The sequence below is a fragment of the Dactylosporangium sp. McL0621 genome (genome assembly GCF_049995355.1).
Taxonomy (GTDB): domain Bacteria; phylum Actinomycetota; class Actinomycetes; order Mycobacteriales; family Micromonosporaceae; genus Dactylosporangium.
The window spans coordinates 8,412,851-8,428,748 of record NZ_CP188259.1; the positions used below are offsets into that span (position 1 = coordinate 8,412,851).

The 15,898-nt window shown below is 72.9% G+C and carries 16 protein-coding genes; 8 read left to right on the forward strand and 8 right to left on the reverse strand.

All coding sequences use genetic code 11. The annotated features are described in order from the left end of the window. Positions 1-39 precede the first annotated feature (39 nt). The gene (locus ACPPVO_RS39790; RefSeq protein WP_426503739.1) at positions 40-1,653 is read right to left on the reverse strand and encodes a cellulase family glycosylhydrolase; all 1,614 of its coding nucleotides are present in this window, start codon (positions 1,651-1,653) and stop codon (positions 40-42) included. Positions 1,654-1,748: 95 nt separating this feature from the next. Next, positions 1,749-2,447, reverse strand: a complete 699-nt coding sequence (locus ACPPVO_RS39795) for a hypothetical protein (protein ID WP_426503740.1) — start codon at positions 2,445-2,447, stop codon at positions 1,749-1,751. 111 nt (positions 2,448-2,558) lie between these two features. Here ACPPVO_RS39795 and ACPPVO_RS39800 point away from each other — a divergent pair, with 111 nt between their 5' ends. Next, entirely contained in the window at positions 2,559-2,831 is a 273-nt protein-coding gene (locus ACPPVO_RS39800; protein WP_426503741.1) for a hypothetical protein, read from the forward strand. Positions 2,832-2,850: 19 nt separating this feature from the next. Here the strand turns inward: ACPPVO_RS39800 and ACPPVO_RS39805 are convergent, their stop codons facing one another. Beyond that, on the reverse strand, positions 2,851-3,450 hold the full coding sequence (locus ACPPVO_RS39805; protein ID WP_426503742.1) for a hypothetical protein: 600 nt from the start codon (positions 3,448-3,450) through the stop codon (positions 2,851-2,853). Between the two features lie 62 nt (positions 3,451-3,512). Here ACPPVO_RS39805 and ACPPVO_RS39810 point away from each other — a divergent pair, with 62 nt between their 5' ends. Genes ACPPVO_RS39810 through ACPPVO_RS39820 form a run of 3 tightly spaced genes read left to right on the forward strand, consistent with a single transcriptional unit; the run spans position 3,513 to position 6,441 of the window. After that, entirely contained in the window at positions 3,513-4,220 is a 708-nt protein-coding gene (locus ACPPVO_RS39810) for a response regulator transcription factor (protein ID WP_426503743.1), read from the forward strand. After that, positions 4,217-5,536 (forward strand): HAMP domain-containing protein, encoded by a 1,320-nt coding sequence (locus tag ACPPVO_RS39815; protein ID WP_426503744.1) that lies wholly within the window; start codon positions 4,217-4,219, stop codon positions 5,534-5,536. Before ACPPVO_RS39810 ends, ACPPVO_RS39815 begins: the two co-directional genes overlap by 4 nt. Further along, a complete protein-coding gene (locus tag ACPPVO_RS39820) occupies positions 5,536-6,441 on the forward strand; it encodes an aminoglycoside adenylyltransferase domain-containing protein (RefSeq protein ID WP_426503745.1) in 906 nt (301 codons plus the stop codon). The genes ACPPVO_RS39815 and ACPPVO_RS39820 overlap by 1 nt, the downstream gene beginning before the upstream one ends. Positions 6,442-6,464: 23 nt before the next feature. Here the strand turns inward: ACPPVO_RS39820 and ACPPVO_RS39825 are convergent, their stop codons facing one another. Together ACPPVO_RS39825 and ACPPVO_RS39830 are read right to left on the reverse strand one after the other, a co-directional pair. Next, positions 6,465-6,704 (reverse strand): hypothetical protein, encoded by a 240-nt coding sequence (locus ACPPVO_RS39825; protein ID WP_426503746.1) that lies wholly within the window; start codon positions 6,702-6,704, stop codon positions 6,465-6,467. A gap of 109 nt (positions 6,705-6,813) precedes the next feature. Further along, positions 6,814-7,221, reverse strand: a complete 408-nt coding sequence (locus ACPPVO_RS39830; protein ID WP_360373505.1) for a MarR family winged helix-turn-helix transcriptional regulator — start codon at positions 7,219-7,221, stop codon at positions 6,814-6,816. Between the two features lie 55 nt (positions 7,222-7,276). Between ACPPVO_RS39830 and ACPPVO_RS39835 the strand changes: the two genes are divergently transcribed. Both ACPPVO_RS39835 and ACPPVO_RS39840 read left to right on the forward strand, forming a co-directional pair. Continuing rightward, positions 7,277-8,995: an MFS transporter gene (locus tag ACPPVO_RS39835; RefSeq protein WP_426503747.1), complete on the forward strand. Its 1,719-nt coding sequence runs from the start codon at positions 7,277-7,279 to the stop codon at positions 8,993-8,995. Between the two features lie 31 nt (positions 8,996-9,026). Beyond that, a complete protein-coding gene (locus tag ACPPVO_RS39840; RefSeq protein WP_426503748.1) occupies positions 9,027-9,764 on the forward strand; it encodes an alpha/beta fold hydrolase in 738 nt (245 codons plus the stop codon). 88 nt (positions 9,765-9,852) lie between these two features. Here the strand turns inward: ACPPVO_RS39840 and mmsB are convergent, their stop codons facing one another. From mmsB to chvE, 3 genes are all read right to left on the reverse strand, one after another. Next, positions 9,853-11,076, reverse strand: coding sequence for a multiple monosaccharide ABC transporter permease (gene mmsB, locus ACPPVO_RS39845; protein ID WP_360373514.1), 1,224 nt, complete (start codon positions 11,074-11,076; stop codon positions 9,853-9,855). A gap of 7 nt (positions 11,077-11,083) precedes the next feature. Then, the gene (gene mmsA, locus ACPPVO_RS39850; protein ID WP_426503749.1) at positions 11,084-12,616 is read right to left on the reverse strand and encodes a multiple monosaccharide ABC transporter ATP-binding protein; all 1,533 of its coding nucleotides are present in this window, start codon (positions 12,614-12,616) and stop codon (positions 11,084-11,086) included. A gap of 69 nt (positions 12,617-12,685) precedes the next feature. After that, positions 12,686-13,816 (reverse strand): multiple monosaccharide ABC transporter substrate-binding protein, encoded by a 1,131-nt coding sequence (chvE, locus tag ACPPVO_RS39855; protein ID WP_426503750.1) that lies wholly within the window; start codon positions 13,814-13,816, stop codon positions 12,686-12,688. Positions 13,817-14,013: 197 nt separating this feature from the next. On the opposite strand from chvE, the gene ACPPVO_RS39860 reads away from it, so the two are divergent. Then, complete coding sequence (locus tag ACPPVO_RS39860) at positions 14,014-15,408, forward strand: acyl-CoA synthetase (RefSeq protein WP_426503751.1); 1,395 nt, start codon at positions 14,014-14,016, stop codon at positions 15,406-15,408. A 31-nt stretch (positions 15,409-15,439) separates the two neighbouring features. After that, complete coding sequence (locus ACPPVO_RS39865; RefSeq protein WP_426503752.1) at positions 15,440-15,889, forward strand: cold-shock protein; 450 nt, start codon at positions 15,440-15,442, stop codon at positions 15,887-15,889. Positions 15,890-15,898: the final 9 nt, after the last annotated feature.

The following is a 15,898-nucleotide window of genomic DNA, read 5'->3' on the forward strand; positions in this document are numbered from 1 at the left end:
GGGGCCGAATCCCTTCCCCGGGCCGCGAATCCCCCTGGGTTACGAGCAGGCCGCGCCGTTGAGCTTGACGCTCGCGGGGGCCGGGCTGGACGGGCCGTTGGCGGTGAAGCCGATCGTCACCGACGCGCCCGCGGCCAGCGACGGAGCCCAGCTCGGGGCGGCCGCGGTGAAGGTCGGGCCGGACTGGGTGACTGTCGCGTTCCAGCCGCTCTGCAGCGTCACGCCCGAAGGCACGCTCCAGGTGGCGGTCCACGGGTTGACGGCCGCGGCGCCCGTGTTCTTCACGGTGACGCTCGCCTGGAATCCGCCCTGCCAGGCGTTGTCGATCTTGACGGTGGCGGTGCAGCCGCCGGGCGGGGTCGACGGCGAGCGCGAGACCGACGGGGAGACCGACACCGAGGTGGAGGCCGACGCCGAGCCGGTGGGGCCGGTGCCGCCGCCGACGGGCGGGATGAGGTACGGCTGCAGGATCGACTGCTTCTGCTGGTTGACCGTCTTCCAGTCGTCGCCGACGATGCCGCCGGTGTCGCCCGAGTTCGGGTTCCACGACCAGTACGTGAAGTCCATGCCGGTGACGCCGCTGCCCATATACGCCATCAGCTTCTGCAGCCACTGCACGTCCTGCGGGTTCTGCAGGGTGCTGCCGAACTCACCGACGAGTACCGGCGCGATGTTCTGCTTCTCCAGGTAGCCCCAGAACTGGTCCCAGATCGCGGGCAGGTTGTTCGGGAAGTTCGGGTCGTCGAACCACGCCTGGTGGTACACGGAGTTGGCGTACTCGTGCGCGGAGTACACGAGCTTGTTCGCCTTGTTCAGGCGCACCGGGTACTGCCCGGCCTTCGACAGGTTGCCGCCCCACCAGCCGCACGGCTCGTCCGGGATGTCGTCCCAGGCGTTGGCGTTGCCGCCGCTCGGGCAGCTGACGCCCTCGACGACGATGAGCCAGTTCGGGTTCGCCTCGAGGACCGCGTTGCCGGCCCGCTCGGCGGCCAGCCGCCAGTCGCGGTTCACGTCGCCGCAGCCCCAGCAGGAGCCGGTGCCGTTCGGGTCGGTGCCGTCGGCGTGCGGCTCGTTGTGCAGGTCGGCGCCGATGACGGTCGGGTTGTTCGCGTAGTGGCGCGCGAGCATCTGCCAGTTGCTGATCCAGGTCGACTCGGGCGTCGCGGCGACATACCACAGGGCGCTCTGCCCCGCGCTCGTCGGGCGGTGCCGGTCGAGCAGGATGCGCATGCCCTTGCTGCCGGCGTAGTCGACGACCTTGTCGAGGATCTGCAGCGGGCTCAGGCCGACCAGGTCGGGGTTGCTGTACCCGTCGACGCTGTTGGCCTGCGCGCCCGCCTTGAGCGCGTCGTCGGAGTAGGGCACCCGGATCGTGTTGTATCCGAGGCTCGCCATCTGGTCGATGTGGTCCTTCCACGGCCGGGCCCACAGCCCGTGGAAGGTCTTGTTGTCCGTTTCCATGCCGAACCAGTTGATGCCGGTGAGCCGCACCTTGGCACCGGTGGAGTCGACGAGCTGCGCGCCGACGGTGCTCAGGTATCCGGTTCCGGTGCCGCCGGTGGCCGCCGAAGCCGTGCTGTTGAGGCCGATGACGGTGACGGCCCCGACGACGGCCATGCTGCTGGCCGCGACGGCGGCCCAGAGTCTCCTCATGCCCGATGTTGTATTGAGACACGTCACATGATGCCCAGCCGGGGCCGTCGCACTTCGGCGTCTGGGCAGCTCAAAGCGGTACAGCCGACCGAAACTTACACCGTGGGCAGGGCCTGCAGGAGCTTGGTGTGCGCGTCCAGGACCAGTCGCGCGGCGGCCTTCGCGGCCGGGTCGGAGCCGGCGGTACCTTCGGAGGTCGCCAGCCGCGTGGTGCCCTCGAGGTGCTCGCGCAGCACCCGGACCGCCGTGGCCTTGCGCTGGTCCGCGGGCGCGGCGCGGACCGCGGCGAGGTCGTCCTCGAGGACCATGCCCGGCAGGTCGTGCCCGGCGTGCACGGACGCGTCCTCGATGCCCCCGCCCGAGCTCAGGGCGGAGCGCAGCGCGGCGAGCTCGTCGCGGTGCCCGGTGGCGGCCGGGCCCACGACCCCCGCGAGCTGCGGGTCGTCCTTGAGCAGGTCGAAGAGCGGCAGCGCGCTCGTGTCCAGCGAGATCATGAGCTGCAGGAAGGCGAAGTCGGTCGGGTTCAGCGCGCCGGACACGGCCGGCTGCTGGCCGGGCGGGCGCAGCGCGGGCGCGGCGGGCTCGTGCGCGGGGCGGGCCCAGAGCACCACGACGGCGAGCGCGGCGACGAGCACGACGGCGATGGCGAGGACGCGGCGCCAGAGGTTGCGCCCGGCAACCTCCTCCTCGGGCGCGGCCGGCTGCGCCGCGTCGACGGCGTCGTCCTCGGGCGTGGGCTCGGTCGACACCGCCACGCTCGCACCGTTGATGGGTTCGCCGCCATCCTGGGTCACCGGTCGACGGTAAATCCGGGGCCGGGCCGTTTTCTATTAGGTGCGCATTAAGTTGTCCCGATGATTTTCAGCCTCCGCGAATAACGCTTTTAACGCGGATATAAGGCGCCGGTGCGCGAGACTGAGCCCGTGAAGCGCCTCCTGCGCGTCCCGGCCGTGCTCGCCTTCACGGGGCTGTGGGGGCTGGGCTCCTACGCGCTCGGCTTCGCCGTGCTGGACAACAGTTTCCCGTGGGCGCTCGCCGCCGCGTTCGCCGGCGGCGTCGTGGTCGCGGCGTCCCTCGGCGCCCTCGTCGGGCGGCCCGGGCCGGTCCTGCTCGGCATCGCCGGCGCGCTCGGCGACGCGGCCACCGTGCGCCGCTTCCACCGGCACATGGCGTCGTAGCCCAGTTGCCGCAGCTGCCTCAGTTGCCGATCCGGGTTACCTCGCCGTGGGGGCCGCCCTGCCACCACATGCAGTCGACCAGGTACGCCGCGCCACCGTCGCCCGGCACGAACTGCACCACCATCCGGCTCGGCTCGGTCTGCGCCTGCGACACCGAGTAGCCGTCCCGGGGCGTGGCGGTGACGAGCGAGACGACCTCGGCCCGGATGCGTACGACCGCGTCGCCGCCGTCGGAGCGGAACGACTTGAGGTACACGTCGACGCCGTCGGAGCCGGTCGTCACCGTCCAGCCGTCGACGACGCGGGGCGGCGCGGTGGACTTCTGCGTGGGCGGGGCCTGCGTGGTGCGGGTCGCGCCCGGGGTGGTCGGCAGCGGCGTGAAGGCGGAGCTCGGGTCCTCGATGACCACCGACTCAGGGCTGGTGGGGCCGGCCGGCGGCGGCAGCGTCTGCATCGCCACCGGCCGGTCGCCGCGCCCGTCGTCGGCCGCGACCGGGATCGAGTCCTGGGGCACGGCCGTGCGCAGCACCGGCCGCAGCGCCAGCGACGCCACGCCGATACTCGCCGTGGTGGCCAGGCACCACAGCAGCACCGGCACCGCGCCTTTCTCCACCTGCATCGCCGCATTGTTGCACGCCGACCCGCCCGGTCGTCCCGGCGAAGTGGCGATAGGGTGCGCGCATGCCGCTCATCCTGCTGGTCGAGGACGATGTCGCCGTCTCGGGCGCCCTGTCCCGGGCCCTGACCGACGCCGGGCACGTCGTGCGCCCCGTCGGCAACGCCGGCTCGGCACTGCGCGTCATCGCCACCGACCCGCCGGACCTCGTCATCCTGGACCTCGGCCTGCCCGACATGGACGGGCTCGACGTGCTGCGGATGCTGCGCGGGATCTCGAACGCCCCCGTGATCGTGGCGACCGCCCGCCGCTCCGAGCGCGACATCATCCGGCTGCTCGACGCGGGCGCGGACGACTACGTGACCAAGCCGTTCTCCAGCGCCCAGATGTCGGCGCGGATCAACGCGGTGCTGCGCCGCGGCCAGGGCACGCCCGGGCCCGCCCAGCCGCCGGCCGGGGTCACGGTGGGCGGCCTGTACGTCAACCCGCAGCAGCGCTCGGCGACGCTCGACGGGCGGCCGCTGCAGCTGACGAAGAAGGAGTTCGACCTGCTGGCGTACCTCGTGCAGCGCTCCGGCCGGGTGGTGAGCCGCCGCGAGCTGCTGACCGAGGTGTGGCAGCGGCCGGACAGCTCGGGCGAGGACCAGACCATCGACGTGCACGTGTCGTGGCTGCGGCGCAAGCTCGGCGAGAGCGCGACGCAGCCGCGGTACCTGCGCACCTTCCGAGGGGTCGGGGTGATGCTCGTCGACCCGGCGCAGCCGCCGGCATGAGATCGGCGTTGATGCGCCTGTCGTTCGCGATCACCTCGATGATCGCGCTGGCGTTCCTCGTGCCGCTGGCGTACGTGACCAAGCAGATCGCCCACGACCGCGCCCTCGCCGAGGCCCGCTACCAGGCCGACGCGATGGTCGCCGCGCTCGCCTCGGCCCCCGGCGACCAGTCGGGCTCGCTGGTGCGCGCGGTGGCCACGGTGCCGGCGGGGCAGTCGGGGCGGCTGGCGGTACACCTGGTGGGGCAGCCGACCGTCGGCACGAGCCATGCGCTGACGGCCGACGTCGACCGGGCCGTGCGCCAGCGCCGCTCGATGACCGCCGACGCGCCCGGCGGGGTCGCGTATCTGCAGACGGTCGTGCTCGACGGCGACCGGACGGCGGTCGTGGAGGTGTACGTCTCCGACGACGAGCTGACCCAGGGCGTCGGCGCGGCCTGGCTGGCGCTGGCCGGGCTCGCGGTCATCCTCGTCGCCGGCTCCACCCTCGTCGCCGACCGGCTCGGCACCCAGATCGTGCGGTCCACGCGCAAGCTCGCCGAGGGCGCCCGCGCCTTCGGCGACGGCGACCTGCACGCGCGGGTCGAGCCCGACGGCCCGCCGGAGCTGCGCGACGCGGCCCGCAGCTTCAACCGCATGGCCGAGCAGATGGTCGCGTTCGCCGACGCCGAGCGCGAGCTCGCCGCGGACCTCTCGCACCGGCTGCGCACCCCGCTGACGGCGCTGCGCCTGGACGCCGACGCGATGCCGCCGGGCCCGATCGGCGAACGGATGCGCCAGGCCTTCGACGCCCTCGACGACGAGATCGAGCAGATCATCACGCAGGCGCGCCGCTCGGCCGCGGACCGGCAGCCGGAGACCACCGACCTCGTCGAGGTGGTCGCGGACCGGCTCGCGTTCTGGTCGGTGCTGGCCGAGGACCAGAACCGCCCGTGGCGGGTGACCGGCGGCCAGGAGCCCGTGTACGTGCCGGCCTCCTACTCCGACCTCGTCTCGGCCGTGGACTGCCTGCTGGGCAACGTGTTCCAGCACACCGGCGAGGGGACCGGGTTCGAGGTGCACGTGTCGGCCCGCGGCCTCTACGTCGACGACGCCGGCCCCGGCATCGCCGACCCGGACCGCGCCCTGCGCCGCGGCGCGAGCGGCGCCGGCTCCACGGGCCTGGGCCTGGACATCGTGCGCCGCGTCGCCGACGCGGCGGGCGGCCGGCTGCTGATCGAGCGCTCCCCGCTGCGGGGCGCGCGCATCGCCATCGAGCTGGACCCGTTCGCCGCCGACCCCCCGGCCCCCCGGGCCGCCCGGCGGACCGTGCGCTGATGCTCGACGCGCTGCCCGGCTTCGTCCAGCGCCTGTACCTGGTCGGCTCGGCCGCCCTGGACGACTACCGCGAGGGCGCGAGCGACATCGACTTCGTGGCCGTGCTCCCGGCGGCCCCGACGGCCGACGAGGTGGCGGCCTTGGCGGCGGTACACCACGCGCTGCGCAAATCCCGACCGCTCCTCGACGGCGTCTACCTCGCGGCCGCCGACCTGGCCGCCCCGCCCTCGGCCGCGCCGCCGGGCCCGGGCGTGCACGCGCACCGCTTCTCCCCCGCCACCGCCGTCGGCCGCGACCCGGTCACCTGGCACACCCTGGCGCACCACGGCGTCGCGGTGCGCGGCCCGGCTGCGTCCGCGCTCGACATCCACACCGACGGCGACGGGCTGCGCGCCTGGACGCGGGCGAACATCGCGTCGTACTGGCGGCCGTGGCTGCGCCGCCACGGCCTCGCGCTGCTGAGCGACTGGGGCGTGGCGTGGGGCGTGCTGGGCCTGGCCCGCATGCACTACACGCTGTCGACGGGTGGGATCGCGTCGAAGTCGGCCGCGGGCGGGTGGGCGCTGGAGGCGTTCCCGGAGCACGCGCCGGTGCTCCGGGAGGCACTCCGGCTCCGCGCGGGCGACGGCCCGCCGCTCCGGGTCCGCGCCGACGGCGCTACCCCGCTGTTCCAGGTCCGCGCCGACGGCGCCGCCCCGCCGTTCCAGGTCCGCGCCGACGGCGCCGCCCCGCCGTTCCAGGTCCGCGCCGACGGCGCCGCCCCGCCGTTCCAGGTCCGCGCCGGCCGCGCCGCCCCGCCGTTCCAGGTCCGCGCCGGCCGCGCCGCCCCGCTGTTCCGGTCCCGCCGAGCGCGCCGGACGGCCGCCGCCGCGTTCATGCACACGGTGATCGCCGGCGCGGCCTGAGACTGCTCCGCCGCCGACCCGGATCACGCGTGGGCGACGACGATGGTCTCCGATGACGCGCCGCCCGCGATCCGCTGTTCGAGCAGCGTCACCTCGCACGCGAGCACGAGCAGCCGGTCGGGGCGCCGGCCCGCACGGCGCGCCTCGGCGGCGGGGGCGAGCGCGGTGAGCCCCAGCGTGGTCGCGGTGCCGGCGGTGAGCCTCCGGCGGCTGCGGAACACCTCGTCCGTCGCGGCCGAGAGCGCCCCCGTCAGCGTCGCCATGACGGTGTCGTCCCGCGGGCATGTGCCGGCGCCTGTGATACCGCCGGCGTCGCCAGCGCCTCCAGATCGATGATCAGCGGGGCGCGACGGGATACCGAGTGTCAGGCGGTCACGCCAGCAGGCGGACCAGCAACGCGTCGAACGTCGCCAACTCCTCGGCGTTCAGCGGCGCGAACGAGCGCACCAGGACCTCCTCCACCAGTCGCTGCCCCTGCTCCCGGATCGTGTCGCCCTTCGCGGTCAGCCGGTGGCGCACCGCGCGGCCCGGGCCTGGGACCCGCTCGATCAGGCCGCGGTCGATCATCCGCGTCGCCAGGGTGCCGAAGGACTGGTCGGTCTGGAAGGTCAGCTGGGCCAGGTCGTGCAGCGACGCGTCCGGTGTGCGGTGCAGGTGCCGCAGCGCGTCCCACTGGACGAGGCTCACGCCCAGCGGGGCCAGCGCGGCGTTGGCCGCGCGGTGGTGGCGCATCTGCAGGCGCTTGACCGACAGCCCGATCTCCGAAATCGCCCTCGTCATGCCGCCAGCCTATCTCAGGTTGCTTGTATCAACATGCTGATATAAGGTTCCTGATATGAAGAGCCTGACGTTCGCGGCCGGCGCGATGCTCGTCTCCTATCTGCCGTTCTCCGCGGTCAACGGCGCGCTCGGGGCCATCGCCGCGGCCACCGGGGCCGGCACCCTCCAGCTGCAGTGGGTCTCCGACGCGTTCGCGGTGGCGCTCGCCGCGGTGGTCCTGCCCGCCGGCGTGCTCGCCGACCGCGTCGGGCACCGGCTCGTCACGCTGCTCGGGCTGGCCGGCACGGTGCTCGGCGCCGCCGCCGGGACCGTCGCGGGGCAGCTGGACGGGGCGGCCGCCGTCGTGACGCTCTGGGTCGCGCAGGCCGTCGCGGGCGTCGGGGCGGGCGCGGTCATGTCGGCGAGCCTCGCGCTCATCGCCGCCCAGGCGCCCGACCCGCGCCGACGCGCCCGCTGGATCTCGCTGTGGGCGGCGGCGACCGTGGGCGGACTGGGCGGCGGCCCGTTCCTGACCGGGGCGGTGACCGCCGTGGCGGGCTGGTGGTGGCTGTACCCGCCGATCGCGCTCCTCGCCGTCGCGGCCGCGGCCGCCGGATTCGGCGTCGCCGAGTCGCGGGCCCCCGAGCGCCGCAGGCCGGACGCGGCCGGCCTGGACACCGCCGCGCACGCCGCAGCCGCCCCTGAGCGCTACGGCCCGGACGCGTCCGGGCTGGACGCGGCCGGGCGGCTGAACACGGCCGGGTTGGACGCGGCCGGGTTGGACGCGGCCGGGTTGGACGCGGCCGGGCGGCTGAACACGGCCAGGCTGACCACGGCCGGGCTGGACGTGGCCGGGCTGGACGTGGCCGGGCGGCTGAAGACGGCCGGGCTCGACACGGCCGGGCGGCTGAACACGGCCGGGCTGGACGCGCCCGGGCTGACCACGGTCGCGCCCGAGCGCCACAGGCCGGACGGCACTGGGCCCGCCACCTCCGCGCCCGAGCGCCGCGGGCTGGACGGCACCAGGCACGGCGCGGCCGCGATCGGCGTCGCCGCGCTGGTCTTCGCGGTCATCGGAGGCGGTACCGCCGGCTGGGCCTCCCCCGCCACCCTCGCCGCCGCCGCGGTGGCCGTGCTCGCGTTCGCCGCCCTGGCCGCGATCGAGCGCCGCGCCGAGTCGCCCCTGCTGCCCCTGTCGTTGTTCGCCTCGCGCGGGTTCGCCGCGGCGGCCCTGGCCGCGACGGTGGTGCTGTTCGCGATCGGCGGCGGGCTGTTCTTCCTGAGCCTGACCCTGAGCCACGCCCACGTGGGCCAGCTCGGGATCGCGCTGCGGCTGGGCGGGCTGTTCGGCGGCAACGCGCTGGGCAGCGTGGCCGCGGGGTGGCTGCAGCGCCGCCTCGACGGCCGCACGGTCCTGCTCGCCGGCCTCGTCGTCGCCGCCGCGGGCGCGGCGTCGCTGCTGACCGTGGGCGGCGCGAGCGGGGCGGAGCTGACGTGGCGCCTGGCGGTGCTCGGCCTCGGCGCGGGCCTGGTCATGGCGACGAGCTCCGCGGTCGCGGTGCAGTCGGTGCCGGCCCAGTTCGCGGGCCTGGCCGGCGCGGCCAGCAACGCCGTGCGCCAGATCGGCGCGGCCCTCGGCCCCGCGGTCCTGGGCGGCGTCCTCGCGGCCCGCTCCACGACCGGCCTCGCGGGCGCGGTGCACGCCTTCGCCGCGGTACTGACGGCGGCGCTGGCCCTGACGGCGCTGGTCGCCGCCGCCCTGATCCACCTGCGGCGCGCCCCCCGCGCCGCCTGAGACCCCGAACCCCTGAGATCGGAGAAACACGATGAATGTCACCTACACCGAGCGCGGTACCGGCCGCACCGTCCTGCTGCTGCACGGCGGGGCCGGCCCGGCCTCCGTCACCGCCTTCGCCGACAAGCTCGCCGCCGAGCACCCGGTGCGGGTCATCACCCCGACGCACCCCGGGTTCGACGGCACCGAGCGGCCCGGCGACGTGGACAGCGTGCGCAAGCTCGCCGGCGTCTACCGGGCGTTCCTCGACGACCTGGACCTGCGCGACGTCGCCGTGGTCGGCAACTCCATCGGCGGCTGGATCGCGGCCGAGCTCGCGCTGGCCGGCGGCGAGCGCATCGCCGGGCTGACCATCGTCGACGGGGTCGGGATCGAGGTGCCGGGGCACCCGGTCGCCGACTTCTTCTCGCTCACGTTCCCGCAGATCGCGCAGGCCAGCTACTACGACCCGACCGGCCGCACGATCGACCCGGGCGCACTGCCCGAAGCGGCCCGGGCGGTCATGGCCGGCAACCGCCGGACGCTCGAGCTGTACGCGCCGAGCATGGCGGACCCGACGCTGCGGGAGCGGCTCGGCGGGGTGAAGGTCCCGGCCCTGGTGATCTGGGGCGACAGCGACGGGATCGCCGGGCCGGAGTACGGGCGGGCCTACGCCGAGGCGATCCCGGGCGCCCGGTTCGTGCTGCTGGAGCGGACGGGGCACCTGCCGCAGCTGGAGAGCCCGGACGCGCTCATCGAGCCGCTGTGGAACTTCATCGCGACGCACTGAGAGCAAGCACTGAACAGCGCAAAGGGTGGACCGCCGACGCCCCGAAGGCGGCCCACCCCCTGCATTCCCACCAGATACCGGAGAAAGTTCAGCGGGCGCGGCCCGCACGGCGCTTGGCCCACACGTCGAACGCGACCGCGGCGAGCAGGACGATGCCCTTGACGAGCATCACGCGCTCCGGGGGCTCGCCGTTGAGCGACATGCCGTTGCTGATGACCGCCATGATGAGGCCGCCGGTGATCGCGCCGACGACCTTGCCGACGCCGCCCTGCACCGCCGCGCCGCCGATGAAGGCGGCCGCGATCGCGTCGAGCTCGAACGCGTTGCCGGCGGTCGGGCCGGCCAGGTTGAGCCGGCCGGCGAAGATGATGCCGGCGATCGCCGACAGCACTCCCATGTTGACGAAGATCCAGAACGTGACCGACTTGACCTTGACGCCGGAGAGGCTCGCGGCCTGCAGGTTGCCGCCGACGGCGTAGATGTGCCGGCCGAAGACGGTGCGCTGGGAGATGAGGGTGTACGTCAGCACGAGCACCGCCAGCAGGACGAGCACCCACGGCAGGTTCTTGAACCGGGCCAGCTGCACGATGACGAACATGAGCACGAGCGAGGCGCCGATGAGCTTGGCCCAGAAGACCGGCAGCGAGTCGACGGCCTGGCCGTAGCCGATGCGGCCGCGGCGGGCACGCCACTGCACCGCGATGATGCCGGCGACCGTGGCGACCCCGACGAGCAGGGTGAACAGGTCGGCCCCGCCCAGCGGGCCGAGGCCCACGTTGTTGAGGAAGCCCGGGATGAAGCCGTTGGACAGCGTGCGCACGTCCTCGGCGAAGGGGCCGATGCCCTGGTTGCCCAGCGTCGTCATGGTGAGGGCGCGGAAGATGAGCATGCCGGCGAGCGTGACGATGAAGGCCGGGATCCCGAAGTACGCGATCCAGAAGCCCTGCCACGCCCCGATCGCGGCGCCGGCCAGCAGCGTGAGAACGATGGCCAGCGGCCAGGGCAGGTCCGCCTTCACCATCAGCACCGCGGAGAGCGCGCCGGTGACGGCGACGACCGAGCCCGCGGACAGGTCGATGTGCCCGGCGATGATGATGAGGATCATCCCGATGGCCAGGATCAGAATGTACGAGTTCTGAATGACCATGTTCGAGATGTTCTGCGGCTCGAGCAGCGAGCCGTCGGTCAGGATCGTGAAGAACACCAAGATCGCGGCGAAGGCGATGTAGATGCCGCTCTGGCGCAGGTTCACCGAGAACCGCGTCGGCGGCGTGACGGTCGGCTCGACCGCGGGTTCGACCACTGTGGTCATGGACGGGTTACTCCTTGATCCTGGTCATGAGGCGCATCAGGCGCTCCGGGGAGAACTCGGGGCGCTCGACCGAGCCGGTGATGCGGCCGGCGGAGAGGGCGTAGATCCGGTCGCAGATGCCGAGCAGCTCGGGCAGCTCGGAGGAGATGACGAGGATCGCCTTGCCCTGCTCGGCGAGCTGATTGATGATCGTGTAAATCTCGTACTTCGCGCCGACGTCGATGCCGCGGGTCGGCTCGTCCAGGATCAGCACGTCGGGGTCCGTGAAGATCCACTTGGCCAGCACGACCTTCTGCTGGTTGCCGCCCGACAGCGTGCCGGCGATGGTGCCGACGCTCTTGGACTTGATGTTGAGGCTGCCACGGTACCGCTCGGCGACCTCGAACTCCCGGTTGTCGTCGACCCATCCGCCCTTGGCCAGCTTGTTCAGGGCGGCGCCGGAGACGTTGCGCTGGACGTCCTCGATGAGGTTGAGCCCGTAGCGCTTGCGGTCCTCGGTCGCGTAGGCGATGCCGTGCCCGATCGCCTCCTGCACCGAGCGCAGCTGGATCGGCTTGCCGTGCTTGTACACCTGGCCGCTGATGTCGACGCCGTAGCTGTGCCCGAACACGCTCATCGCGAGCTCCGTGCGCCCGGCCCCCATCAGCCCGGCCAGCCCGACGATCTCGCCGGCGTGCAGCGTCAGCGTGGCGTTGTCGACGACCGTGCGGCCGTGCTGCGTCGGCGAGTGCACGGTCCAGTTCTCGATCCGCAGCATCTCCTCGCCGATGCGGGGGGTGTGCGGCGGGAACCGGTGCTCCAGGTCGCGGCCGACCATGCCGGAGATGATGCGGTCCTCGCTCACCCCGCCCGGCGCGTGCATGTCGAGCGTCTCGATGGTCCGCCCGTCGCGCAGGATCGTCGTGGAGTCGGCGATCGCCTCGATCTCGTTGAGCTTGTGCGAGATGATCACGCACGTGACGCCCTGGTCGCGCAGCTCGCGCAGCAGGCCGAGCAGGTGCGCGGAGTCCTCGTCGTTGAGCGCCGCGGTCGGCTCGTCCAGGATCAGCAGGCGCACGTCCTTGGACAGCGCCTTGGCGATCTCGACCAGCTGCTGCTTGCCGACGCCGATGTCCATGGCCGCGGTGACCGGGTTCTCGTGCAGGCCGACCCGGGCCAGCAGCTTCGCCGCGTCGTCGTTGGTGCGGTTCCAGTCGATCAGGCCACGGGCGGAACGCTCGTTGCCCAGGAAGATGTTCTCCGCGATCGACAGGTACGGGATGAGCGCCAGCTCCTGGTGGACGATGACGATCCCGCGCCGCTCGGAGTCCCGGATGCCGCCGAAGTGGCAGGGCTCGCCCTCGAACAGGATGTCGCCCTCGTAGGTGCCGTGCCCGTACACGCCGGACAGGACCTTCATCAGGGTCGACTTGCCGGCGCCGTTCTCGCCGCAGATGGCGTGGATCTCGCCCCGGCGCACGGTCAGGTTGACGTCGTCCAGGGCCTTCACGCCCGGGAACGTCTTGGTGATGCCCCGCATCTGCAGGAGCGCCTCGGTCATGCTGATCTCCCTCAGGGCCCACCGCGGGCCCGGGCGGTCGAAGTCGCCCGGGCCCCCGGCGGAGCGGTGCTACTTGAGCTTGTCCTCGGTGTAGTAGCCGCCGTCGATGAGCACGGACTTGTAGTTGGACTTGTACACCACGACCGGCTCGAGCAGGTACGAGGGCACGACCTTCTTGCCGTTGTCGTAGTCCTTGGTGTTGTTCACGTCGGGCTTGCCGCCCTTGAGCACGGCGTCACCCATCTTGACCGTGACGTCGGCCAGCTTGCGGGTGTCCTTGTAGATCGTCGCGTACTGCTCGCCCGCGATGATCGACTTGACCGACGCGACCTCGGCGTCCTGACCGGTGACGATCGGGTACGCCTGGCCGCCGCTGCCGTAGCCGGCGCTCTTGAGCGCCGACAGGATGCCGATCGACAGACCGTCGTACGGCGAGAGGACGCCCTGCACCTTGGTGCCGCCGTTGTACGTCTTCGTGATCAGGTCTTCCATGCGCTTCTGGGCCGTCGCCGGGTCCCAGCGCAGGATCGCGACCGTCTTGAAGTCGGTCTGGCCGCTCTTGACCACGAGCGTGCCCTTGTCGATGTACGGCTTGAGGGTCTCCATCGCGCCGTTGAAGAAGAACGTCGCGTTGTTGTCGTCGGGCGACCCGGCGAACAGCTCGATGTTGAACGGGCCCTTGGCAGTGCCTTCGGAGCCGTCCTCCTTCTTCAGGCCGAGACCCACCAGCAGCGAGGTCGCCTGCTGCACGCCGACCTTGAAGTTGTCGAAGGTGGCGTAGTAGTCGACGTTCGGCGAGTTGCGGATCAGCCGGTCGTAGGCGATGACCGGAATCTTCTTGTCCGCCGCCTCCTGCAGCTGGGTGGTGATGGCGGTGCCGTCGATCGAGGCGATGATCAGCAGCTTCGCGCCCTTGGTGATCTGGTTCTCGATCTGGTTGACCTGCGTCGGGATGTCGTTCTCGGCGTACTGCAGGTCGACCTTGTAGCCGAGCTTCTCCAGCGCGGCCTTGACGTTGTTGCCGTCGGCGATCCAGCGCTCCGACGACTTGGTCGGCATGGTGACGCCGACCAGCGCGCCGGCATTGTTGCCGGGAGCGGTGGCATCCTTGTCGGCGGTCTTCTCAGACGAACCACAGGCGGCGACGCTGAAGGCGACGGCCAGGCCAATCGCCGAAGCGGCGATGCGGGCAAACTTCACTTCTCCCCCTCAGGGCAGCGTGCAGCGGTCGGCAAGCGGGGCGTAAGGGTGTAAACGCTGCCACCGACGCGGTTTCGAAAGTGTTGCTGGGGCGTTGCCGCCACAGTGTTAACGCTCACAAAGAGGGGTGTCAAGACGAGCGATCGGATCGTGATCCGGCCGTTTCCACACTCTACGCTCGTGTGACGATGAGGCCCATGCGCCTGCTCACGGGTCTGCACGCCCACGGTACCGACCATCGGCCCGCCGTCAGTGTGAACGGTCGCGGTCTGTCCGCCGAACGGTTACACAATGCCGCCGCCGCGGTCGCCGGCGACGTGCGGGGGGCCGCCACCGTCGCCGTCGACGCCACCGCGACGCTGGAGACCGTCGTCGCCGTCACCGGCGCGCTCATGGCCGGCGCGGCCGTGGTGCCGGTGCCCGCCGACGCCGGGCCGGCCGAGCGGGAGCACATCCTGCGCGACTCGGGTGCGGCCGTCACGCTCGGCAACCGCCCGGACCGCTACCCCGGCGCCGTGCCCGTCGACGTGTCCCGGGAGTCGGCCGCCGGGTACGCCGCGCCGGACCCCGGGGACGTCGCGCTCGTCATGTACACCAGCGGCACCACCGGCAGCCCCAAGGGCGTCGAGCTCACCCACGGCGCCGTCGAGGCCGGGCTGGACGCCCTCGCCGAGGCCTGGGCCTGGACCCCCGAGGACCGGCTCGTGCACGGCCTGCCGCTGTTCCACGTGCACGGCCTCATCCTCGGCGTGCTCGGCGCCCTGCGGCACGGCTCGCCGCTGACGCACACCGGCCGCCCGCACCCGGCCGCGTACGCCGCCGCCCGCGGCACCCTGTACTTCGGCGTGCCCACGGTCTGGTCCCGCGTCTGCCAGGAGCCCGCCGCGGCCCGGGCCCTGCGCCCGGCCCGGCTGCTCGTCTCCGGCAGCGCCCCGCTGCCCGCCCCGGTGTTCGAGCGCCTCTTCGCGCTCACCGGCCACCGCCCGGTTGAGCGCTACGGCATGACCGAAACGCTCATCACGATCTCCAGCCGCGCCGGCGGCGAGCGCCGGCCCGGCCACGTCGGCGTCCCGGTGACCGGCGTGCGCACCCGGCTCGTCGCCGAGGACGGCACCGATGCCCCCCGCGACGGCGAGACCATCGGCGAGCTGTGGGTCGACGGGCCGATGCTGCTGCGGCGGTACCGCGGGCAGCCCCCCGGCTCCGCCCGCACCCCGGACGGCTGGTTCCGCACCGGCGACCTCGCGCGCATCGCGCCCGACGGCTGGCACCGCATCGTCGGGCGGGCCTCCACCGACCTGATCAAGTGCGGCGGGTACCGCATCGGCGCCGGCGAGGTCGAGGACGCCCTGCTGGCCCACCCGGCGGTGCGCGAGGCGGCGGTCGTGGGGCTGCCCGACGACGACCTCGGCGAGACCGTCACCGCGTTCGTGGTGGCCGCGGCCCCGGTCACCGAGCGGGACCTCGTCGACTTCGTGGCCGCCCACCTCAACGTGCACAAGCGCCCCCGGGCCGTGCACTTCCTCGAGGCGCTCCCGCGCAACGCGATGGGCAAGGTGCAGAAGAAGCGGCTGACCGGCCCTATGCTGTAGCTCAGACTCTCGTTGTGTGGTGGTGGTGGCGGTGGAGACGGGCAGAATTCTGCGGTTCGATGAGGTCCGGGGTTACGGGTTCATCGCGCCGAACGCGGGTGGCGAGGACGTGTTCGTGCACGCCAACGACTTCGGCGACCAGCGGCATCTGGTGCACCCCGGGATGCGGGTGGAGTACGAGGTCGAGGAGGGCGAGCGGGGCCTGAAGGTCTCCACGGTGCGCATCCTCGACGCCCCGCCGCCGCGCCGCGAGCACGCCCGCACCACGGCCTCCGCGGCCGCGCCGTTCACCCCGCTGACCGACGCGGCGGCGTCCGGCGACGACGACGGGCTGTGCGACGTGCTGTCCAGCCGCGAGTTCAACGCCGAGGTCACGGAGCTGCTCATCCAGCACGTGCCGACGCTGACCGGCGCGCAGATCGCCCAGGCCCGCCAGCACCTCGCCGCCTTGGCGCGCAGCCACGGCTGGGTGGAGAGCTAGGGTTGCGGC